General features: G+C 64.3%; 16 protein-coding genes. 13 read left to right on the top strand and 3 right to left on the bottom strand.

Features of this window, described 5'->3' with window-relative positions:
- Window positions 1-308: 308 nt before the first annotated feature.
- The 4 genes from ARTH_RS06215 (at window position 309) to ARTH_RS06235 (ending at window position 5,744) form a co-directional block, all read left to right on the top strand.
- Complete coding sequence (locus tag ARTH_RS06215) at window positions 309-1,742, top strand: nucleotide sugar dehydrogenase (protein WP_011691086.1); 1,434 nt, start codon at window positions 309-311, stop codon at window positions 1,740-1,742.
- A 53-nt stretch (window positions 1,743-1,795) separates the two neighbouring features.
- On the top strand, window positions 1,796-2,803 hold the full coding sequence (locus ARTH_RS06220; protein ID WP_043429540.1) for a dTDP-glucose 4,6-dehydratase: 1,008 nt from the start codon (window positions 1,796-1,798) through the stop codon (window positions 2,801-2,803).
- Window positions 2,804-2,883: 80 nt separating this feature from the next.
- A complete protein-coding gene (locus ARTH_RS24465; RefSeq protein WP_011691088.1) occupies window positions 2,884-4,857 on the top strand; it encodes an S-layer homology domain-containing protein in 1,974 nt (657 codons plus the stop codon).
- Between the two features lie 263 nt (window positions 4,858-5,120).
- Window positions 5,121-5,744, top strand: coding sequence for a hypothetical protein (locus ARTH_RS06235; protein WP_198011541.1), 624 nt, complete (start codon window positions 5,121-5,123; stop codon window positions 5,742-5,744).
- Between the two features lie 2 nt (window positions 5,745-5,746).
- Here ARTH_RS06235 and ARTH_RS06240 read toward each other — a convergent pair whose 3' ends face one another.
- Window positions 5,747-6,928, bottom strand: a complete 1,182-nt coding sequence (locus tag ARTH_RS06240) for a chitinase (RefSeq protein WP_011691090.1) — start codon at window positions 6,926-6,928, stop codon at window positions 5,747-5,749.
- A 593-nt stretch (window positions 6,929-7,521) separates the two neighbouring features.
- Between ARTH_RS06240 and ARTH_RS06245 the strand changes: the two genes are divergently transcribed.
- The 3 genes from ARTH_RS06245 to ARTH_RS06255 all read left to right on the top strand — a co-directional run bounded on the left by ARTH_RS06245 (window position 7,522) and on the right by ARTH_RS06255 (window position 12,367).
- Complete coding sequence (locus ARTH_RS06245; RefSeq protein WP_011691091.1) at window positions 7,522-8,970, top strand: polysaccharide deacetylase family protein; 1,449 nt, start codon at window positions 7,522-7,524, stop codon at window positions 8,968-8,970.
- A 62-nt stretch (window positions 8,971-9,032) separates the two neighbouring features.
- Window positions 9,033-10,925, top strand: a complete 1,893-nt coding sequence (locus ARTH_RS06250; protein WP_011691092.1) for a polysaccharide deacetylase family protein — start codon at window positions 9,033-9,035, stop codon at window positions 10,923-10,925.
- The gene (locus ARTH_RS06255) at window positions 10,922-12,367 is read left to right on the top strand and encodes a glycosyltransferase family 2 protein (protein WP_011691093.1); all 1,446 of its coding nucleotides are present in this window, start codon (window positions 10,922-10,924) and stop codon (window positions 12,365-12,367) included. Before ARTH_RS06250 ends, ARTH_RS06255 begins: the two co-directional genes overlap by 4 nt.
- 95 nt (window positions 12,368-12,462) lie before the next feature.
- Here the strand turns inward: ARTH_RS06255 and ARTH_RS06260 are convergent, their stop codons facing one another.
- Complete coding sequence (locus tag ARTH_RS06260) at window positions 12,463-13,512, bottom strand: hypothetical protein (protein WP_156810629.1); 1,050 nt, start codon at window positions 13,510-13,512, stop codon at window positions 12,463-12,465.
- 401 nt (window positions 13,513-13,913) lie between these two features.
- On the opposite strand from ARTH_RS06260, the gene ARTH_RS06265 reads away from it, so the two are divergent.
- From ARTH_RS06265 to sufU, 3 genes are all read left to right on the top strand, one after another.
- On the top strand, window positions 13,914-16,484 hold the full coding sequence (locus ARTH_RS06265; RefSeq protein WP_011691095.1) for a helix-turn-helix transcriptional regulator: 2,571 nt from the start codon (window positions 13,914-13,916) through the stop codon (window positions 16,482-16,484).
- A 126-nt stretch (window positions 16,485-16,610) separates the two neighbouring features.
- Window positions 16,611-17,942: a SufS family cysteine desulfurase gene (locus ARTH_RS06270; protein WP_011691096.1), complete on the top strand. Its 1,332-nt coding sequence runs from the start codon at window positions 16,611-16,613 to the stop codon at window positions 17,940-17,942.
- Window positions 17,939-18,424, top strand: a complete 486-nt coding sequence (gene sufU / locus ARTH_RS06275; protein ID WP_011691097.1) for a Fe-S cluster assembly sulfur transfer protein SufU — start codon at window positions 17,939-17,941, stop codon at window positions 18,422-18,424. Before ARTH_RS06270 ends, sufU begins: the two co-directional genes overlap by 4 nt.
- Here sufU and ARTH_RS06280 read toward each other — a convergent pair.
- A complete protein-coding gene (locus ARTH_RS06280) occupies window positions 18,421-18,645 on the bottom strand; it encodes a helix-turn-helix domain-containing protein (protein WP_011691098.1) in 225 nt (74 codons plus the stop codon). The genes sufU and ARTH_RS06280 overlap by 4 nt on opposite strands.
- A 197-nt stretch (window positions 18,646-18,842) precedes the next feature.
- Between ARTH_RS06280 and ARTH_RS23775 the strand changes: the two genes are divergently transcribed.
- The 3 genes from ARTH_RS23775 (at window position 18,843) to ARTH_RS06290 (ending at window position 21,965) form a co-directional block, all read left to right on the top strand.
- Window positions 18,843-18,980 carry a hypothetical protein gene (locus ARTH_RS23775; RefSeq protein ID WP_156810630.1) on the top strand — a complete coding sequence of 46 codons (138 nt, stop codon included), beginning with the start codon at window positions 18,843-18,845 and terminating at the stop codon, window positions 18,978-18,980.
- Window positions 18,981-19,452: 472 nt separating this feature from the next.
- Complete coding sequence (locus tag ARTH_RS06285) at window positions 19,453-20,982, top strand: polysaccharide pyruvyl transferase family protein (protein WP_011691099.1); 1,530 nt, start codon at window positions 19,453-19,455, stop codon at window positions 20,980-20,982.
- Window positions 20,982-21,965, top strand: a complete 984-nt coding sequence (locus ARTH_RS06290; RefSeq protein ID WP_011691100.1) for a glycosyltransferase family 2 protein — start codon at window positions 20,982-20,984, stop codon at window positions 21,963-21,965. Before ARTH_RS06285 ends, ARTH_RS06290 begins: the two co-directional genes overlap by 1 nt.
- The last annotated feature ends 34 nt before the right edge of the window (window positions 21,966-21,999 follow it).

Genomic DNA, 21,999 nt, shown 5'->3' on the forward strand with positions numbered 1-21,999 from the left:
ACGGGTAGAGCCCACTCGCGCCCCGGCAGGGGGTTGGTTAATACGCTGTAGCTTGTTGGGCCGCAGGCAACTATTGGGGAAAGAAGTGGGTCTCTAAATGCATCGATCAGCTGACACTTGGTTTTCGGAATTTCATGTGTCAATCCACCTGGAACACTCCTCCAGGGCGACCAGTATCCCGCCGATCGCGGGCACCCCATTCGAGCCGGCGACGACCCGGGCAGCGTCTTCTGAGACCGGGATCTGCCACACTTCGTCGCCGGCTTTCTTACAAACGGGACAAATCGAATACCGGGAGGTCGGTTAGCATGACACCGAACACCAAACTCAAGGCTCATAAGGCCCCGCTGACGAGGGCCGAGCTTCCACCCCTGCTTGACGATTCCCGGGAGTGGCCGGAAAACGGAACGGGGGCGCCGGAGCTGGCGCCCGAGGCCGTTGAGTCGGACGCAGCGGAAGCCGACACTGATGCCCAGGACCTCACGTTCACATTCGACGTCGCGATTGTCGGACTTGGCTACGTCGGCCTGCCCACTGCGCTTGCCATCAACGCCTCCGGGCGCCGCGTCCTGGGCCTCGACGTGTCCGAGAACAGGCTGGCTGTCATCCGGTCCCGGCAGGCAGACCTGCTGGACTCCGACAAGGTGCGGCTTGGCAAGGCGCTGGAGGACCCGTCGTTCATGATCAGCACGGACCTCTCACTGCTGGCCCGTGCCGCGGCAGTCGTTGTTTGTGTCCCCACCCCGGTGGATCCCTACCTCGTGCCGGATCTCGGCATCCTCCGTGCAGCGTGCGCATCCGTGGTCGAATTCGCGGTTCCCGGCCAGCTGCTGATGCTGACGTCCACCACCTACGTGGGCTCCACCAGGGATCTCCTGGCAGTGCCGCTGGCCGCAAAAGGCCTGATCCCCGGCCGGGACGTGTTCGTGGCCTTCTCCCCGGAGCGTATCAACCCTGGCGTGGACGCCTTCTCGCACGAAGACGTCCCGCGGGTCGTGGGCGGGGTGACGCCGGCTTGCGGTGAGGCCGCAGCAGAGTTGCTCCAGGCCAGCACCAAGCTGGTGCACGTTGTGCCCTCAGCAGATGTGGCCGAGATGACCAAACTCGTCGAAAACACCTTCCGGGCGGTGAACATCGCCCTGGCCAACGAGTTCGCGGATATTTGCCACGAGCTGGGCATGGAAGTCATGGACGTGATTGACGCGGCGTCGACAAAGCCTTACGGCTTCATGCCGTTCACGCCCGGCCCGGGCGTTGGCGGCCACTGCATTCCCTGCGACCCGCACTACCTGCTGTGGCAGCTGCGGAAGGCAAGGGTCACCGCGCCGGTCATCGAGCACGCCATGGCGGGCATTGCCGGAAGGCCCCACCAGGTGGTGGAAAAGGCACGCCGCATCCTGTCCGACCGGAACCACGGAATCAACGGAGCCCGTGTGCTGGTCCTTGGAGTGGCCTACAAGCCCGATGTCGAGGACCTCCGCGAATCTCCGGCCCTGGAAATCATCGCCGCAATGGTGGCCGACGGCGCTGTCGTTGCCTACCACGATCCGTGGTGCCCCACTGCCCCTGACGGGCAGGGAAGTGCGCTGGAATCGCTGGAGGATCCCTCGGAGTGGGACGCGGACCTGGTAATCCTTCACACCAGGCACTCCGCGATGGACATCGACTGGCTGAGCGACGCTCCGGCCGTCCTTGACACCACCTACCGGCTTCCGGCCGCCACGAACGTCACGAGGTTGTGAATCCGAGCTGTGATCCCGGCGGCCCCGCCGGGTTTCAAAAGAAAGTAGGAGAAGTGAAAACAGCAATCACCGGCGGAGCCGGCTTCATAGGGAGCCATCTCGTGGAGCACCTCCTAGCGGCCGGGGACAAAGTCACCGTTTTGGATGACCTCTCAACCGGTCGCCTGGAAAACCTCCGGACCGTGATTGGCCACCGGGATTTCCACTTCGTGGAGGGCACCATCCTGGACCGCGCCGCGGTGGACAAAGTGGTGGCCGGTGCTGACCGGGTATTCCACCTGGCGGCAGCGGTAGGCGTGAACCTCATCGTGGAGCACCCGCTGGAGAGCCTGCGCACCAATATCCACGGCACGGAAGTGGTCCTGGACGCCGTCCTGGAATCCGGAGCCTCGCTGCTCCTGGCATCCACCAGTGAAATCTACGGAAAGAACACCTCGGACAGCCTGTCGGAGGAGTCCGACCGGATCCTTGGCTCCGCGCTCAAGTCCCGCTGGACCTATGCCGCTGCCAAGGGCATCGACGAGGCATTTGCGCACGCCTACTGGCGGCAGTTCGGCCTTCCGGTTGCCATAGTCCGTCTGTTCAACACGGTGGGCCCCCGGCAGACGGGCCGGTACGGCATGGTGGTGCCCCGCCTCGTTAAGCAGGCTTTGGCCGGCGAGCCGTTGACGGTTTACGGCGACGGCCACCAGACCAGGTGCTTCTCGTACGTTGGAGACATTGTCCCGGCCATCACCAGGATCTCGGAGGAAAAGTCCGCCTACGGCAACGCGTACAACCTCGGCGGCAGCTATGAGATCTCGATCTTGACCCTGGCGCAGCGGATCGTGGAGTTGCTCGGCAGCGAAAGCCCCATCACCCTGGTGCCCTACGAAGAGGCCTACGCAGAGGGCTATGAGGATATGCGCCGGCGCGTGCCAAACAACAGCAAGGCGAAGGATCTGGTGGGCTTCGACCCCAAGACCACACTGGACCAGATCATCCTGAACGTGGCGGCCGACCACCGCCCGGTGAAAGCACCCGATCCGCTCGGGTGGAAAGTCACGATGGCGGCCAACTAGCCGTCCGTGAGGTGCCGCGCCGGACGGGGGGCGGCAACCGTCAAAAGTTATGTGCACCTTCGACGAAAGAGTTGAGTTCCATGACGCTTCTGCAACGCTACACTGCGGCCTCGGAGCCCCGGCACCGGGCTGAACGGCCTCCCGGCCGACGCAAGGCCCGCTGGCTGGCGGCCTCCACAACGGTGGCGCTCGCTGCCTCCCTTCTCGGACTCACGGCTCCCGCCGCCAACGCTGTTGGCGAAACTGTCGTGACGCTGACGTTCGACGACGCCAACGTTGACCAGGTGGTTGCCGCCGACAAGCTGGTCTCGGCCGGCATGCGCGGGACGTTCTTCCTGCCCTCGGGGTTCATGAACCAAACGAACTATATGACGACGGCCCAGGCACTGGCGTTGCAGGCCGCCGGACACGAGATTGGCGGGCACAGTGTGACGCACGCCGATCTGGCCGCCGTAGGAACTGACGAGCTCGCACGCCAGATCTGCAATGACCGGGCCACTCTGATGAGTTATGGCCTGAACGTGGAAAACTTCGCATATCCTTTTGCCTCGGCAAGTCCGGCCGCAGAAGCTGAGGTCGGAACGTGCGGCTATAACAGCGCCCGCGGCTTGGGGGACATCCGGAGCAAGGTTGCGGGTTCGGAAACCTTCCCGTTTGCTGAATCGTTGACGCCCGCTAACCTCTTTTACACCGGGGCACCGGACCAGCTGGACGAAACATGGACCTTGGCGGATATCCAGAGCCTTGTCACGCAGGCCCAGGCCAATGGCGGGGGTTGGGTCCAGCTGACGTTCCACCACGTCGGTACCGGCATCCTGGTTGGTTCACCTGTTAAGGATCCGCTGACCGTCAGCACGGACACCTTCAACCAGTTCATCGACTGGCTGGCCGGCCAGAGGGACACCAACACCACCAACCCGGTCCAGGTTAAGACCGTGAAGGAAGTCATCGGCGGCACTCTCAAGGCAGCGCCCGCCGTTGTTCCGCCACCGGCACCGCAGACCACCGGCAACCTGGTCAAGAACCCGAGCCTGGAGACCGCGGGCCTTAACGGATCACTTCTCCCGCGGTGCTGGCAGGCCGGCGGCTACGGCAACAACACCCGGACATTCTCCACAGTGACCCCGGGACACGCTGGTACGGCCACTGCGTCGCAGCAGATGGTGATCTCGGCCTACACCGACGGCGACGGCAAGCTGTTGCCCACCTTGGACACGGGTGAGTGCGCGCCCAGTGCAACTCCGGGGCACACGTACCTTGCCAAGGCCTGGTATAAATCGACCGGGGGGAACACCCAGTTCAATCTGCACTACCGGACGGCGTCCGGAACATGGACGTACTGGACGGACAGCACTCTCTACCTCCCGACAAATAACGTTTGGACCCAGCTGGCCTTTACGACGCCCCCGGTTCCGGCCGGTGCAACGGCTATCAGTTTCGGCTTGAACATGATCGGCGTCGGGACCCTGGTCACTGACGACTACGAACTGTACGACACTGCAGGCATCAAGACATTCAGCGATGTTGCCACCAGCAACCAGTTCTACAATGAGATCAGCTGGCTCTCCAACAACCTGATCACCCAGGGTTACGCGGATGGTACCTTCCGGCCTCTGGCATCGATCAACCGGGACGCGATGGCAGCGTTCCTGTACCGGTTGGCGGGCAGCCCCGCAGTGCCGGCCAACGCTCCGACGTTCACCGACGTAGGTCCTACCAACCAGTTCTACAACGAGATCCGCTGGCTGGCGGCCCAAGGCATCACCACCGGCTACACGGACGGAACCTACCGCCCGTTGGACCCTGTCAACCGCGACGCGATGGCGGCGTTCCTTTACCGCTACAACGGCAAGCCGGCTGTGCCGACCACCGCCCCCACGTTCCCTGACGTCACTACCGGCAACCAGTTCTACAACGAGATCCGCTGGCTGGCAGCGACCGGGATCACCACAGGCTACCCGGATGGCACATTCCGTCCGGTTCAGCCGATCAGCAGGGACGCCATGGCAGCGTTCGTCTACCGCTACAACCTGAACTTCCCGAAGGGAATGTAAACAGGCTCAACACCGGCATGACACTACGGCGGCCGCGCAGTCAGGGGAGTCCCCTGGTTGCGCGGCCGCCTTCGCCGCTGTCCTTTTGGAAGGACTGAATTCCGTTGACACGGGGGACCAGAGTGAAACATCCAGCCCTAAAGCGCCGCCGCTTCCGCGGCCTTGCGGCAGGCATGCTTCTGTTGGCATTGGTAGCCACAGCCTGCACGCCTTCGGAGTCGGAGAAGCGGTCGCAGGGGAAGTACCCCTGGCACACAAACATCGTGGCCACGACCTTCTGGGTAGGTGAAGTCTTTGACCCAAACGCAGCAGACGGCAGCCAAGTCTTCTCAACCTACGACTCGAGGTGGATGGACAGTTACGGTGGCTGCGACGGCCGGCTCACGGCTCAGGGTTGTGAGACCGAAGCACGGTCACGGTCCAACGGGTATGCCCCCACCGGCATGAAGCCCAAGGAGAACCCTTTCTACCTTGACCTGCCCTACGACGACATCAACAATGCCGCCGCCTTTCGCGAACGGGCATCGGTCATTCCCTGGGCCAATGACGAAGGCTACAAGGGCCAGGCCACCAACCGGTCCTTTAGTTACATGAAGAACCGCTGGGTCAAGATCCGCAAGGACGGCAAAGAGTGCTACGGCCAGATTCAGGATGCCGGCCCCGGGGAGTACCAGGACAAGGAGTACGTCTTCGGCTCGAACGACGCGCGGCCGCTCAACAGGAAATTCAACGGTGCCGGAATGGATGTTTCACCTGCCCTCAACGGCTGCCTCGGCTTCAGCACCCTCAACGGGGAAACGGACAAGGTCGATTGGCAGTTTGTGGAGCGGCAGGATGTTCCGCCCGGCCCTTGGCTCGATGTGGTCACCACCAGCCAGGTGAAGTAGGGTCAGCCCATCCTGCCCGGAAGCCCGGAACCCAGGAGGTCGGAGAACCTGAAGCTTCCCTGGTCCACACCGCTGCAGGTAAAACTGGCAGTTGGCCCCTCCTCGCTGGAAGGGCACGTCGCGTCGCGGTTGAGTGACCACATGGACAGGCGTTGGATCCCCAACTCCACCGCGTAGTCCTTCAGGTCCCGGGCCGCGTCCAGTTCGAACACCTCGCCCGGCAGGTCGTTGCGGCCGATCATGGGCGTCAGCCCGATCTTCTTCCACACCTGTTCGCGGCTGAGGTTGGTGCCGGTGCGCTGGTAGACGATGCCCAGCTGGTCATGTGTGGCGGCCGCGGCGGCCTTGGCGGCGTCCAGCATGCCCTGGGAACTGCTCCTGCTGGCGCCGTAGTTCATGGTCATGATGTTGACCCCTGCCAAGTCCACGCCAGCCTGGAGCATCTGTTCCACAGCGGCTATGCCGGCGTCGGTGAGCCCGCGGGGAGAAGCCGGAAGAGTCAGCCAGACAGCGAGCTCTTTGCCGGAGGAATTCCGATCCCCCTGTAGCCAAGCCACTGCCTTGGCCCGGCGTTCAGCGCCGGCCTGGTCCAGGAGATCGGCACCTTCCAGATCGAAGTCTATGAAGGCAGGTTCGTAGCGTTCAACGACGTCCCGGTAGGCGGTACGGAGCTTGCCTTCGTCCCGGCACGTGGTGGCCAGTTCACTGTTCCGTGCTCCGCCAAACGACACGGCAGCGGATCCGCCGCGGGAGCGAAGATCGGAGACGCGCCTTTCCAAGCCGAGGGCAGTGTTTGCCTCGTCGAGGCCGTAGGCGGCTCCCCAGCTGGCCACACAGAGGTCCTGAGGGGAGGCAACAAGAAACGCCAGCACCACGTCCCTGGTGCCCGGCGTGGCGGCTTCCTCGAAAGCGTAGGGCGGGGAGACCGTGACGTCCACGTAGCCCGCAAACCAGGTGGCTTGCGCAGCTCCCGTTGCCAGACCGGAGCGCCAGGCCCAGAAAAAGATGACGCTGGCAAGGATGGTGGCAACGGCTATGCCTGCGATCAGGGGCGACGAGGGCTGACTCAGCTGAAACTGCGGGCGGGCGCGGAATCTGCCGGGCACGGGCTGCGGAACGGACTCCCGCGCCGGCTCCATTTCGGCCTTGGCGGCCGGATCCGAGCCGCGGTTTATGGCTGTCATCCGGTTCCCACGCCCCCCTCTGGTTTACTTAGAAACCATTTCACCACGGCACGCCTGTTGGTGGCTCCTGTCCGCCGGCCCACGCGGGTGGCTTGGCGTAGGCAACGAGTACCGAACCGGGTACCGGGCGAGTGGCGCCGGGCCTTCCCTGCCCTCCCGGAAAGGAAAGACGGGTAGGCACCACTCGTGCCGCGCGGCTCCCCTCTTAATAGGCTGTGGATGTCGGATAGATACAGAGTTCCGGGGGAGAAATCGGGTCTCAAAATGGGAATGGACGCACCTTTGCGGGCGCAAGCACGCAACCATACCCCTGAATGGCGGTCCGCTACGGTCATGGCGGCAGGGATGCCCCGGCCACCAGAACCCGCCGGTGACTTCTTTTCCAATTCTGCCGACACAGCTGCCGCGAGGCAGCCAGCCCTGGCGCACAAGCACGGGGCCCGTGAACGGGGGTCGGTGGCGAACAAGCCTTTGAGACCAAGGCTTCCCCCCAGTCGTCACCGACCCCTTCGAGGTGTCAATCAATGAAGCACTGCGGCCTGGGGGGATCCTCTTGCGGCCGGGCGATACGGATGTAAGAGGGGATATCTGTCATGAGCCAGAGGCATGAACTGCCGGGGGAACAGGGCGGTCCGCCCGGTTCCGGTTTGATGCGGCAGCGGAAACGGACAACGCTCTGGGCAGTCTCATGGCTGGCCGGGCTGGCACTCCTGACGGGATCCGCCGCCCTGGTACCCAAGGCCGGCCCGGGGCCGGCCCGGGATGCGCAGGGGCCCCTGAAGAATTTTGCGGCACCCGTGGACACGAGCCTCGCGCTGACCACCGTCACGCTGACGTTCGACGGCGGCAGGGCCAGCCAGCTGGCCGCCGCGGAGACCCTTCGAAGCCACGGGCTACGGGGGACGTTCTTCGTCAACTCGGGTTTCATGGGGGCCAAGGACTACATGACGGTGGAGGATCTGCACAAGCTGGCCGCGGACGGCAACGAGATTGGCGGGCACACCGCAACCCTTGCAGACTTGACGGCACTTGAACCTGCGGAAGCCACCCGACAGGTCTGCAATGACCGGACCAACCTCACCGACTGGGGCTTCAAGGTCACATCTTTCTCCTACCCCTTTGCCGCAAAGTCGCCAGAGGCGGAGGCGATGGTGGCCGGCTGCGGCTACAACAGCGCGCGCAGCCAGGGTGACCTCCGCAGCAAGCTGGGGTGCGCCGATTGCGCCGTGTCCGAAACCGTCCGGCCGGCGGACCCGTTCAGCACGAGGTCGACGCCGGAGATCGGGTCCGCGTGGACCATCGCGGACCTCCAGCAGTCAGTCATGGACGCTGAAACCACCGGAGGGTGGCTGCAGCTGAGCTTCTTCGACATCGATGACAGCGGGAGTCCCCGGTCTGTCAGCCCTGCACTCTTCAACGACTTCGTCTCGTGGCTGGTGACCCGCACAGACGAAGGAACCACCGCCATCCGCACCGTGCACGATGTGATTGGTGGCGGGGCAAAACCCGCAGTTCCGGGACCTGTTGCTCCGCCTGCGCCGCCCGGCACCAACGCGCTCCGCAACCCGGGACTGGAAACAGCCGGAAGGTACGGCCTTCCCGAGTGCTGGCAGGTTTCCTCCTACGGCGAGAATTCACATGTCCTGAGCACGCTGACTCCCGGGCACTCGGGCACTATTGCCCGGCGCCTCGACGTCACGGGCTACACATCCGGGGACGCAAAGCTGCTCCCAGTCATGGACCTGGGGGCGTGCGCACCGAGCGTCGTCGCCGGCCACAGCTATACGCTGCGCGCATGGTACGCCTCCACTTCATCAACGCAGTTCGAGTTGTATTACCGCAACAAGGTTGGCACCTGGACCTATTGGACAGCCAGCCCATGGTTTCCCGCCAGCGCTGCCTACCGGCAGGCTGAGTGGACTGCACCGCCGGTGCCGGCAGACGCCGTCGGCATCAGTTTTGGCTTGAATCTGTTCAGCGACGGGGAGCTGGCTACGGATGACTACGAGATGTTCGACACGGGGGCGCCGCCCGCCCCGTAGGCCCCGCCCGTTGCCAGCGCAGAAGCTCCACGGGCTCGAAAACAAGAATCGAGTCGATTCCCATGAAGTTACAGACTTCCTGGCGATTAGCATGGCAGGTTGACTTTGGCCCCGCACTGAAGGAGACCAGACAGCGGGCGCGGACGGCTGTCACGGTTTTGGGCATTGTGGCCCTGGCTGTGACGGGCCTTGCTGCGCAGGCATTTCCGGCGCAGGCGGCGGCACCCACCGTTGTTTCGTTGACGTTCGACGACGGCAATGCCGACCAGATGGCCGCCGCCCAGATCATGAACAACTACGGTCTGGACGGAACGTTCTACATTCCTTCCGGAAACATCAACAATGCAGGCTACCTGACGGTCTCGGATCTTCAGGGCCTCGCAGCCAGCGGCCACGAAATTGGCGGACATACTGTGACCCATGCTGATCTCACCACCCTGCCCTCCGACGAGGTCACCCGTCAGGTCTGCAACGACCGGGTCAACCTGACCAACTGGGGCTTCCGTGTCACGAGCTTTGCCTATCCGTTCAGCGCCGTTAATAGTGGTGCCCAGACGACGGTAAGAGACTGCGGCTACAACAGCGCCCGTGCGCTGGGCGACATTCAGTCCCGCTTTGGCTGTTCAGGGTGTGCTTGGGCTGAGACTGTTCCTCCGCTGAACCCGTTCCGCACCGCTGCCTTGGACCAAGTGGACAGCCCATGGACACTTGCTGATTTCCAAAATAGTGTGACCAGAGCCGAAAGCGTCGGCGGGTGGGTTCAGTTCACCTTCCACCACATCTCTTCCACCCCTGGCCCACTCAGCATTAGTCCCAGGCTCTTCACTCAATTCGCGTCCTGGCTGAAGACACGGCCGGCCACAACCACGGTTAAGACGGTGGACCAGGTCATCGGCGGAACGGTCAAGCCCGCCGTTGCCGGTCCGGCCGTACCCCCGCCGCCCACGAGCGGCAACCTCGTGAAGAATCCGAGCCTTGAAACCTTGGCTGGGGGTGTGCCCCAATGTTGGCAGGCGGCCGGTTACGGGACAAACAACCGCACGTTCAGTACGGTGAGCCCGGGACGGACGGGGTCGGTGGCAGAGCGCCTGGTCGTGACAGGCTACGTCAACGGTGATGCTAGATTGCTGCCGTCCCTGGACCTTGGCGGATGTTCGCCGGTGGCAACCCCCGGACACACATACAACTTGGGAGCCTGGTACAAGTCCACTGCCAATACCCAGTTCGCCCTGTATTACCGGACAGGCCTCGGCTACTGGGTCTACTGGACTTCGAGCCCGTGGTTCGGGCCCGCTACGACATTCCAAAGGGCCAGCTGGACAACCCCGGCGTTGCCTTCGGGGGCCAGCGGCATCAGCTTCGGACTCAACCTCTTCAGTAACGGGACGCTGATCACGGACGACTACGAAATGACCGACACCGCGTCGTCCACACCTCCGCCACCGCCACCGCCCGCCGGAACAAACCTCGTGCAGAACGCCAGCCTTGAAACGGCAGGTGCCGGTTCCGCGCCGCAATGCTGGCAAACGGCGGGCTACGGCTCCAACACGGCGTCGTTCAGTACCGTCTCAACGGCCAGGGCCGGGACAAAGGCAGAACGCCTGGTGATGAGTAACTACGCCAACGGTGATGCGAAGCTCCTCCAGGCGCTGGACTCCGGTTCGTGCGCACCGCCGGCGGTCGCCGGCCACACGTATTCGCTCCGCGCCTGGTACACCTCGACGACGGTGACCCAGTTCGCTGTCTACTACCGGAACTCCGCCGGAGCCTGGGTCTACTGGACATCAAGTCCCTGGTTCGCTGCCGCCGGTTCCTACACTCAGGCCAGTTTCACCACCCCCGCGTTGCCCTCCGGCGCAACCGCGATCAGCTTCGGGCTGAACCTCTTCAGGAATGGCACGCTCATCACGGATGACTATGCCATGTACGACACGATTGGAGCGCCGTCGCTGTGATAGCCGTATACATCGTCCTTGTCCTTGGAATCAGCACGATCTTCTGGTCGTTTGTGGGCTTGTTGCGCCTGGCCAATGAGCAGTACACCCGGCGGATCACGCTGGGCCCGCCGCTGAGCGGGCGCATGCTGGGGCTCCTGCAGCGCTGGCCGCTGGCCAACCGGCTCGGCCCCGGAGTCCATGGCGCACATACGTTGCCGGCGCCCAGGGCACACCGGGGCCAGATCCAGCGGGAGCATGGCCGCCATCGCGCCAGGGACCCCAGGATCCTGCCCGCAAATGTCGCGGTGCTTATTGCCGCCCACAACGAAGCACTTGTCATCAGGGAGACCATCCGGGCCGCCTCGGCGCTGGTGCCGCTCAGGAACATCCACGTGATTTCGGACATGTCCACGGACGATACCTCGGCGATTGCCCGGGCAGCGGGGGTCAAAGTGCTGGACCTCGAACCGAACAGGGGAAAGGCCGGCGCATTGGCCGCCGGAATCGCTTATTTTGAGCTGTGCCGGAAGTTCAAAGTGGTGATGCTGCTTGACGCGGATACCCGGCCCACCGCGGATTACCTGGAGACCGGGCTGCCGCTCTTCCTCGATCACTCTGTGGTGGCTGTGGCCGGAAGGGCAAAGTCCATCATGACCCCGCCTCCACCCACCGCGCTGGGCCGGTTCCTGGTGGCATATCGGGAACGGCTGTACATCGTGGTGCAATTGCTTCTCAAATACGGCCAGGCCGCCAGGGGCGCAAACGTTGTCTCGATCGTGCCGGGCTTTGCCAGCATGTACCGGACGAGCGCACTCGCGAAAATCAAGGTGCTGGCCCCGGGCCTGGTCATTGAGGACTTCAACATGACCTTCGAGATCCATGCCAAGAAATTAGGGCGGATTGCGTTCCACCCCTCAGCCGCCGTGGCATACACCCAGGATCCGGACAACCTGCAGGACTATACGCGGCAAGTCCGGCGTTGGATCCTCGGTTTCTGGCAGACCGTCCGGCGGCACCGCCTGCAGTCCGGAAAGTTCTGGTTTGTTCTGGTGTTCTACATCATCGAACTCGTTATCAGCTGCCTGTTCTTCGTCTTGCTGATCCCGGTCTTCCTGCTCTCGCTGGTGGCGTCCATGCAGCTCCAGGCCTTCGGTGACAACGGCGAATCCTTCCTTTACCTGTCCGGTCTCATGCGCCCGCAGGACGTCCTCTTGGGTGTCCTCATTCCGGACTTCCTGCTCACCGTCATCGCGGCCCTTGCCCTCCGCCGGCCTGGCATCCTGCTGATGGCGCCACTCTTCCCGCTCATGCGGATCCTGGACTCGGTGATCTGCCTGATGGTGCTGCCCCGGGCCTTCTCTGCGGCCTCATCGGGCGTGTGGGTCAGTCCGATGCGGCGCATCCAGGGCGAAGGCCTCGAGCTGGAAGAAGCCACGGCGGGTGCCGGCATCACCCGTTAGCGCAAAAACGCCCCTCCGGCAGGACCACTGTGGTCCTGCCGGAGGGGCGTTCATGGTTTCTGCGTTCAGGGTTTCTGAGCAGACAGGTGCTGCTGTTACCAGCTGACACCCGAGGTGGTTTCGACGTTCAGCCACGGTCCGGCAGGAACATCTGCGCGGTCAACGAACCTCCACGAGACGTGATCTCCGCTGCCGTCCAGCTCGGCGAAGCCGAGGCAACCGTTCAGTGCAGGGGAAACATCCATCCCTGCGCCCTGCGTGCCGTCGGCGGAGAAATCGGTGTTTGCCGGGCGGGCGTCGGCCGCACCGAAGACGTAGTTCGCGTCATGGTATTCGGAACCGCTGGAAGGACCGGCATCCTCAATCTGCCCGTAGCAGACGTTGCCGTTGGGCCCGGTCATCTGGACCCACCGGTTCTTCATGTACGAATAGCTGCCATCCGCGCAGTGGTCGACACCCGTGGCGGCGTTGTCCGCGGCAGCCCACGGGATGACCTGGCAGCGCTGCTGGAATGCGACGCTGTCGTTAACGTCGTCGTAAGGCAGGTCAAGGTAGAACGGGTTCTCAAGCGGCGCGGGCTGGTTCTTGGGGAAGTACCCGTTGGAGGCATCGCGTGCTTCCGTGGCGCAAGTGAACGAAGTTCCCGAGCCCGAGCTCACGCCGTCGCAGCCGCCGTAGATACTGCCGGGGCAGCCGGAGGCAGAGGCGGGAGTAGTGCCGGCGTTGATGCCGGTGTGCTTGAAAGCCCACTGGCCGTTGTACGTCGAGCAGACCTGGGAACCGTCTGCAAGGTTGGCGTTGAAGATTTCACCCACCCAGAAGGTGGTGCTCACGACGTTGGTGTGCAGCGGGTACTTGCTGGCAGCCGGTGCGGCTACGGGCTCAGCTGCGGCGACGGCCAGCGGTGCGGGAGCCGCGACGGCAGGTTCGGGTGCGGAAACCGCGGCGGGCGCAGGTTTCTCCGCAGGCGCCGCGGCCGGCGTCGAAGTGGGTGACGGTGTTGCCTTCGGGGTTACCTGCGATGCTTCTGCGCTGGCTGACGAGGGACTGGTGGAGGCCGACGGGCCGGGCGCCGATTGGGCGGCACAGCCTGCGGTCAATACTCCGATAAGGAGGATCAACACAGCCATGATGGGCGTGGTCATGTGTTTCATTTTTTTGGGATACATATCTGTTGGGGACATTAACAGGGTTGGCAGGTACCCAATGAGGGCACGCCAAGCACGGGTCATGACCACCAGATCGGCGCGGCAGTGGCCGCGCCAAGAATCGATGCTGATAGTGAAATCAGCTGAACCGCTTACTCCCCAGAAGTAGACAGCGGGACCGTCAAGAGACCCGTAGAGACCGTTAACACCCGCTCCACTTTACACGGATGCCTGTGAGTAGCCTGAACGTGCCCGCGAGCAACGCTCCGGCATATTCGAGTAGTCACTACTCAAGCCAGCGCGGGCGGTGGCTAGGTAGCGTAGGAGTTGCTAATGCCGGCAGATGGTTGGGGGCGGTCCGGAACTCCACGCTCCGCGGCTAAGGAATCGACGCAACCATGGACGTTAGGGCAGGAAATTCAGCTTTCCCCCCGGTCATTCGTGTGGCCGAACTCCAGGCCGCAATCAATGCGCTCTCCAATTCAGAGAGTTCGGGCGTCATCGTCACCGGTGCTGCCGGCTCGGGCCGGACCAGGCTGCTTGCCGCCGTAGCGGAAGCGCTCTCCGGACGGCTCACCGTCATTGTCCACAGCGTTCCCCAATCCTGCCGCCGGATGAAGTTCGGCATCGGCAGTGTGCTGGCGCCGGCGTTGCCGGCCAATTCCAAGGTGTCACCCCTAAACGTCGTCCGGGCCTGCCGCGATGCGCTTCGCAGCCAGGACCCGGGGGCAAACGGGATTCTGGTGGTCCTCGATAATGTGGACCACCTGGACGGAACGTCTCTCTGGGTTCTCAACCAGCTCCTCGCGGAACCGGACATCAAGATGCTGGCAAGCCACCGTTCGGACCGGCAGCTGCAGATGGAGCTGATGGAGTCGGTGGTGGCCCGGCAGCTGTCCATTGTGGAACTGGAGGACCTGACACCGGACCAGCTCCGTACTTTCCTTGAGTACAGGCTTCCGGCCCGGCCCGGCCGCAGCCTGGTGCGTGACATCCTCGCGGCATCGGGCGCCAATGCGCTGACTGCCAGCTGGCTGGTGGACGAAGCGTTGGCGGACGGCCGGATTGTGGAGCGCGGGGATAGCTGTGCGCTTGTCCGGCCGCCGGACCTGGCGGAGGTACGTCAATTCGACCTGGCCCGACGGCGGATCGAGGCTCTTCCGCCGGAGCAGCGCCAGGTGGTTGACTTCCTGGCGGCCGCGGATCCGGCTCCGCTTTCCGTGCTCGCCCGGGCCGTGCCGCCGGCCGCCCTGGCCGCGTTGGAACGGGACAACGTCATCAGGCTCCAAATCAGGAGTGACGGCGGGGCCGATGTCACGCTGAACCACGAGGTAGAGGCCACTGCTGCCCGGCATTATCCGGGCGGGGCCGGCCCGCTGGACCTTGGCCGTGAACCGGACCTGCACGGCAGGGGGCCGGGCGGCTCCCGGAGAGCGGGGGAGGAACCGCTGTGGGACCTTTTTCGGCGGGTGGAAGCCGCACTGGATGCCGGCACAGCTGTCGCTGACCTGGACCTTCTGGCGGTGGCAACCACCGCCAACAACCTCTACGACAGCGACCGCGCCCAGAAGGCGGCCGAAGCGATCAAGGCACCCGAACTCCAGCTTATGGCGCAGACGGAAGCGGCCCGGGCCCTGTTCCATGCCCACAAGTACGGCCGGAGCGCTGAGGTTCTCCGAGGCCTTGTGGAGAACACCCCGGCCGTGCTGAGCATGGAATTCGCCCGGGCAGTTGGCCTGCTCCTCCAAGCCCTCATGCCCACGAATCCGGGCCGGGACGCACTTCAGTCCGTACTGGACGGTGCAAGGAAGCGGCTGGCCATGGCGGCAACTGCGTCCGTCGGCGATACGGCCGCAGACACGTACCAGAATGCCGTCCAGGATGAGCTGGATGTCCTGCAGCTCTACCTGGAGTCACGGGAGGGAAACTGGCCCAGTCCGGGTGGGGAGCTCTTCCACCGGCTTTGCCCTCCCGGGTTCTGCGACGGAGGCCAGTCATGCCCGGATGATGCGCCGGATACCCATGCAGGCATCCTGCTCCTGGCGCTGGCTTCACAAGGGCTGTCCGTTCGGGGAAAGTCCGCTGACGCCGTTGCGCTTTCCACCCGGGCGCTCAACGCCGTGGAACGCCTTCCGCGATGCAGCGTCGATTTCCACTCGACAGTGCTCACCATCCATGCGTTCAACCTGACCCGGTTGGGCCAAGGACCCGACGCCGGGAGTCCGGATCTGCGCCCCGGACGCAACAAATGGATGAGCTACCCGGGCGGCCCGCTGCAACTTTTCCGGGCCATGATGTTTTGCCGGCAGTCTGCCGGACGTGCCGCTGGGCGGGAGTCCGGAGCCGCGGACGCCGAAACAGCAGGTGGCCCTGAGGACCTGCTGGCACTCACCCTGGCGGCTCAGGCCACGGCGGAGTGGCTGACGTGGGATCTGGCGCAGCTGCCAGGCGCGGGTACCGCCGCGGCAGACGAGCGGCAAGCGGACAATCGGACGGCGGGGCATCGGGCAGCGGACGGCGACGTCGCGGCGAGGCTGGCTGAAACCTATGCATCGGTGGCACGTCCGGCCGTCACGGGCGCCGCAGGCCCACCGCAGAGGGCGCCCCGCAAACCAGCTATGGCGGCGGGTGGCGGCAGGGGCCGGGCACGTGAACTGCTGAACCTCGGAGTCGCGGCCAGGCCGGAGGGAGCGGTGTTTGAACAATCAGCCGCCGGGCCGCCGGACTGGAGGTGGTCGAGCGACGGGAACGGCGGGCCGGCCGCTGATGCCGCCAAGCTGTCGCAAAGGGAACGCGAAGTGGCGGTACTTGTTGTCACCGGCATGGGGAGTGCGGGCGTAGCGGCGGAACTCGGGATCGCCGTGAACACGGTAAACGCGCATCTGCAGCGGATCTACGGCAAGCTGGGCGTTTCCCGGCGCCAGGAGCTGGCTGAACTCTGGAACAGCCTGGACGGCGCGGGGCGGTGACGGCCCCTGCGGAACCGGCCGCCGGGCAATAGTGGGACAATTGAGGAGTAGCACCGCGGACGCAAGCGGTGTGCCTGCCCGTGGCGGCGAGCCGTCGGCAGGTCTTGCCTATCAAGGAGCTCCAGTTTGGTCATGGTATCCACTCCCGCTACCGCAGACACCCAGGTCGCGCTAAGTGATGTTGAAGTCCTGCGTATCCGCAACGACTTTCCCGTCCTGGACCAGGAAGTCAACGGCAGGCCCCTTGTTTACCTGGATTCCGGCGCCACTTCTCAGAACCCCCGCAGCGTCCTCGAAGCCGAGCAGGAGTTCTACGAACTGAGGAATGCCGCGGTGCACCGCGGTGCCCACCACCTTGCCGTCCAGGCCACCGACGCCTTCGAGGATGCCCGCGCCACTGTGGCCGGTTTCGTCGGCGTGGCGGAGGACGAACTGGTCTGGACAGCGAACGCCACCGCCGGGCTCAATCTCCTCGCGTACGCCTTCTCGAACGCCAGTGTCGGCACCGTCCGGGGCGAGGCCGGCCGCTTCGCCCTCGGTCCGGGGGACGAGATTGTGGTGACGGAGATGGAACACCACGCGAACCTGATTCCCTGGCAGGAGCTCTGCCGGCGCACCGGTGCCACCTTGAAATTCATCCCCATCGACGACGACGGCGCGTTGCGGCTTGAGGAGGCGGCGCGGCTTATCACCGGGCGTACCAAGGTCCTGGCGTTCACCCATGCGTCAAATGTGCTTGGAACCATCAATCCGGTGCCCGAGCTCGTGCGGCTGGCCCGGGCGGCAGGGGCCCTCGTTGTGCTGGACGCCTGCCAGTCGGCGCCGCACCTGCCCTTGGACTTCAAGGCCCTGGACGTGGACTTCGCGGTATTCTCCGGCCACAAGATGCTGGCGCCCACGGGGATCGGCGGCGTGTACGGGCGGCGCGAATTGTTGAATGCCATGCCTCCGTTCCTGACCGGGGGTTCCATGATCACGACCGTGACGATGGAAAAGGCCGAGTACCTTCCGGCGCCCCAGCGGTTCGAGGCCGGCACCCAGCCCATCTCGCAGGCTGTGGCGCTCGCGGCGGCCGCGAACTACCTGCGCGAAACCAGCATGGAACGAATCGCCGGCTGGGAAGCGTCCCTGGGCCAGCGGCTGGTCACGGGGCTGAGCGCCATTGACGGAGTCCGGGTCGTGGGGCCCGCTGCCGGCGTAGAACGGCTCGGCCTGGCAGCCTTCGACGTGGCCGGCGTGCATGCGCACGACGTCGGGCAGTACCTGGACAGCATGGGCATCGCCGTCCGCGTGGGTCACCACTGCGCGCAACCGCTCCACCGCCGGCTGGGCCTGACCGCCACCACGCGGGCGAGCACCTATTTGTACAACACAACGGAAGAAGTGGACCTGCTGATCGAAGCTGTGGCCCAGGTCCGGCCCTACTTCGGCGTAGAAGGCACGGGGACATCCAAATGAGCGCCCTGGATGCGATGTACCAGCAGCTGATCCTGGAGCACGCAAAAGCCCGCAGCGGAGCTGACCTGACGGCTGATGAAGCCACGGAGACGCCTCACCAGGCAGGAGTCGGGCAGTGCCATCAGCTCAATCCGGTGTGTGGCGACGAAATTACGCTGCGCCTGGAACTTGAGGCCGCGGGGAACCCGCCATCAGTGAAGGGAATCCACTGGCATGGTGACGGTTGCGCCATCTCAATGGCCTCGGCCTCAATATTGAGCGAATTGTCCGAGGGGGCGTCGCCGGACGAGCTCAGCGAAATGATCGACCATTTCCGGGAGCTCATGCGTTCGCGGGGCCGGCTGGAGCCGGACGAGGAAATTCTGGGTGATGCGGCGGCCCTGGCCGGAGTGGCAAAGTACCCGGCCAGGGTGAAATGCGCCATGCTGGCGTGGGTGGCTGCCGAGGACGCGCTGCGGCAGGCCGTAGCCACCACCCGCTAGGTCTTGCCGGCCTCCGGATGCTCATCGTCCGCGAGCGTGGAATGGTGCTGGACGTAGTCTTCGATGGCATGCTCCGGGACCCTGTAGGAGCGGCCAAAACGTACGGCAGGCAGGTCGTGCGCCTTGACGAGCCGGTACACGGTCATCCGGGACAGCCGCATGACTTCTGCGACTTCCGAGACTGTCAGGAAACGGGTATTTGAAAAACCTTCAGCGGCCACTGTTCTCAGCTCTCCTGGGACGTAGTTCGATCCTGAGGACGTACTTCAATCCTGAGACAAACGTCGCTGAGCCGATCGCCGATCTTATGGCTACTTTATGGCATGGTGAGCTTGATGTGAAGAGCGCGCCGCAATGGGGATAAAGACAAGTAGTGACTACTCTAGTGGCGTGCCGGCGGGGCCCGTAGCGTCTATATATGGTTGATATCCAGGACGACGCTGAATGGCGGCAGACGCAGCACAGGATTCACAGGGCGGAAATTGTCTGCGTTCTTGCCCTCGTGGTGCTCACGGTGCTCACTGTCCTGGCCGGGTATTCCGACTTTGTCCGTTGATACCGCAGGATACGGATATCGGCCGGCACGGACAATAGAACTCCGGCAGGTGGGGACCCGCCGGAGTTCAGGTTATGGTGCCGAAAATTCCAGGATTAGTGGGGAAATATGATTATTAGCCACGCAATAAGCCCCAATAGGGTGAGTGCGAAATACAACGACCAATTTCTGCGGTCGATTTTACGGTGGCTACCGTGCCAAACCCGTTCCATATCGTTCGCGTCCATAGCAGAAATTTAGGGCTTATCACGTTCAGATAACAGCGTGTTCTCCACTTCACTTATGGTCCCTGCCACTCCATTTGCCGCTCCGGGTACTCGAGTGGCCGCCTCCTGCCTCGTTGTGTCCGGATAAGACGCCGGCCCGGGCGGTCCGTTCCGCAAAAGACGGTAGTCTGGTTCCGCGCCAGCGGGCCCGTACAGGATCCGCTTCCGGCTGCGACATCAGGCAAGTAGTGGAAGAGGACCGTCAAGTGAAGTTCGTGGTGCAGGGCGATCTCGGCCAGGGTGCATACCACATTGGCGATGAGGCCATGACACTGGCGGCAGTGGATGAACTTTCCCGGCGCACCGGGGCCTCCTTTGTGCTGATGTCCCGAGATCCGGAACAGACCACGGAGCTTTACGGCACAGGGTCCATGGCCACCATCGAATTCCCGTGGCCGCCCGCCGAGCGGAGTGCTTACCTGGAACTCGTACGCCGGGCCGCCAAGGGAGACCGGACTGCCCTCCCCGCTACCGACCACGTGTGGGCCGTCATCGAGGAGATCTCGACGGCGGACGGCGTCCTGATTGCCGGCGGCGGCAACATGAATTCCCTCTACGGCTGGCTGTTGTACGAGCGTGCCGCCGTCGGCATCATTGCCAGGGAACTCGGCAAGCCGCTGGTGGTCAGCGGACAGACGTTCGGGCCTACGCTGCTGCCGCAGGACCGGAAAATACTTCACGAACTCCTCGACAGCGCCGCACTCGTCGGCGCCCGCGAACCCGTATCCTACGCCCTGGGATTCGAATTGGGCCTCGGCTCGGACAAGCTGGTCCGCGTCCTGGATGACGGCAGCTTCCTGCGCTCGCAGACGGACCCGGCACCGGCGGGCGCAGACGGCGGCCTGCCGGAGCTGCCGGCCGACGGTTACATCGCGGCCACCGTGGGCCCGGACGCATGGCGCGAAGGAACGCGCACCCTCGCCCCGTTCGCAGCCGTGCTGGACCGCGCGGCAGAGGTCACCGGCCTCCCGGTGTATCTGCTGCCCCACATGGGCACGCTTGGATCCTCGGACAGCGGGGGCGACCACGACTCCCACCGGACCGTGCTGGCGCACTCGCGGTCGGGAAAGCTGAAGATGCTGCCCGTGCTGCCGGTGCGCACGGCGGTGGCCGTCACCGCCGGCGCCCGCCTGGTGGTCACCAACCGTTACCACCCTGCCGTTTTCGGGCTGGCTGCAGGTGTACCCGTCGTCTCCCTGGCCAATGATGCCTACTCGGACATCCGTCTTTCCGGTGCACTAGGAAACTGGGGTCTGGGCGATTGGGCACTGCCGCAGCCAAGCCTTTCCCCCGGCGGTGTGGAGGAGGCCGTTGCGGAGGCCTGGCGGCGGCGAGACGAGATCGGGCAGCACCTTGCACGGCTGCGGCCCGGATTCGAGCGTTCCCAGGCGACATGGTGGGATGCCGTGGCCGAGGTCCTGCGCGGCGTCGGAACCGACGACGAACCTGGCACCCGCTACCGGGGACTTGACGAGGCGCCGCCGCTAAGCGCGGCGGAAACCTGGTCCCGCCAGGCTACGGAGCAGCGGGCGCTGTTCCGCACCTTGAGCCTGGAAATCGGACGGCAGTGGACGGCATGGGACGATGTGCGGTCCCAACGCGATGTGCTGATCCATGAACGGGATGAAGCACTACGGGAAAAGGACAGGATCCTGCAGTCACGAACTTTCAAAGCAGCAAGAATATTCGGCCGCGGCGCGGACTTTGCGCGCCAGCTGACCGGAAGGAAACACTGATGGCCGACGGCCGCGTAACGGTGGTGGTCCGGACCAAGAACCGCCCCGTCCTGCTCCACCGCGCCCTGGAGGACATCCTGGGCCAGTCCTACCAGGACTTCTCCATCGTGGTGGTCAACGACGGCGGGGATCCGGCTCCGGTCGACGCGCTGGCGGAAGGATACAGCCACCTCCCGGCGGGGAAGCTGAAGGTGCTCCACCATGCACAGAGCAAAGGCATGGAAGCAGCCAGCAACGCAGGCATTGCCGCCGCAACGTCGGAGTACGTCGCCGTGCATGACGACGACGACCGGTGGCACCCGGATTTCCTGCTCAAGACCGTTGGCTTGCTGGACGGGAAGCCCGCCGCGCACGGAGTTGCCGTCAGGACCAATGTTGTATACGAGGAAGTCCGCGACGGCGAGATCGTGGAGACGGGCTCCTTCGCGTACTGGCCCGAGCTGCGGGCCATCACGCTGACGGACATGCTCCGGATCAACAGGATCGTCCCCATTTCCTTCCTGTACCGCCGCTCCGTGCACGACCACGTGGGGTTCTATAACGAGGAACTCGACGTCGTGGGGGACTGGGAGTTCTACCTGCGGTTCCTGCAGGCCTATCCGATGGAACTGCTCGACGACGAGCCGCTGGCCTTCTGGTGCCAGCGGCCGGCAGCGAGCGGAGACATGGGTAACAGCGTTATCGCCGCGGCCGACGAACATGCGAAGTTCGACAGCCTCGTGCGGGATGCGTTCCTGCGGCGCGAAGCCGGCAAGACTGGAGTTGGTTACCTTCTCTACCTGGCCCAGCTGAGCGGGCAACAGGAGGAAGCCGCTGCAGAGGCCCGGGCGCTGGCCGACCGGGTGGTATCCACCCTGGAGGACCTCAGCAGGCGCATTTCGGTCCTGGAGGAGACAGTGGTCCGGCGGACCAGCGTCTTCGAGTTCGTCGGCCGCCCGGCCCGCGTTGCAGCGCGGCTCTGGAAATCCCGCCGGAGGGATTAAGCGGTTCCTTCCAGCCGGCGCGTGCCGGCTGGAA

Source organism: Arthrobacter sp. FB24 (assembly GCF_000196235.1).
In the GTDB taxonomy this organism is placed as follows: Bacteria; Actinomycetota; Actinomycetes; order Actinomycetales; family Micrococcaceae; genus Arthrobacter.

Coding starts and splice junctions, on each gene's coding strand:
- ARTH_RS06215 (WP_011691086.1), top strand. CDS start 309: ATGACACCGAACACCAAACTCAAGGCTCATAAGGCCCCGCTGACGAGG.
- ARTH_RS24465 (WP_011691088.1), top strand. CDS start 2,884: ATGACGCTTCTGCAACGCTACACTGCGGCCTCGGAGCCCCGGCACCGG.
- ARTH_RS06240 (WP_011691090.1), bottom strand. CDS start 6,928: ATGACAGCCATAAACCGCGGCTCGGATCCGGCCGCCAAGGCCGAAATG.
- ARTH_RS06245 (WP_011691091.1), top strand. CDS start 7,522: ATGAGCCAGAGGCATGAACTGCCGGGGGAACAGGGCGGTCCGCCCGGT.
- ARTH_RS06250 (WP_011691092.1), top strand. CDS start 9,033: ATGAAGTTACAGACTTCCTGGCGATTAGCATGGCAGGTTGACTTTGGC.
- ARTH_RS06260 (WP_156810629.1), bottom strand. CDS start 13,512: ATGACCACGCCCATCATGGCTGTGTTGATCCTCCTTATCGGAGTATTG.
- ARTH_RS06265 (WP_011691095.1), top strand. CDS start 13,914: ATGGACGTTAGGGCAGGAAATTCAGCTTTCCCCCCGGTCATTCGTGTG.
- sufU (WP_011691097.1), top strand. CDS start 17,939: ATGAGCGCCCTGGATGCGATGTACCAGCAGCTGATCCTGGAGCACGCA.
- ARTH_RS23775 (WP_156810630.1), top strand. CDS start 18,843: ATGGTTGATATCCAGGACGACGCTGAATGGCGGCAGACGCAGCACAGG.
- ARTH_RS06290 (WP_011691100.1), top strand. CDS start 20,982: ATGGCCGACGGCCGCGTAACGGTGGTGGTCCGGACCAAGAACCGCCCC.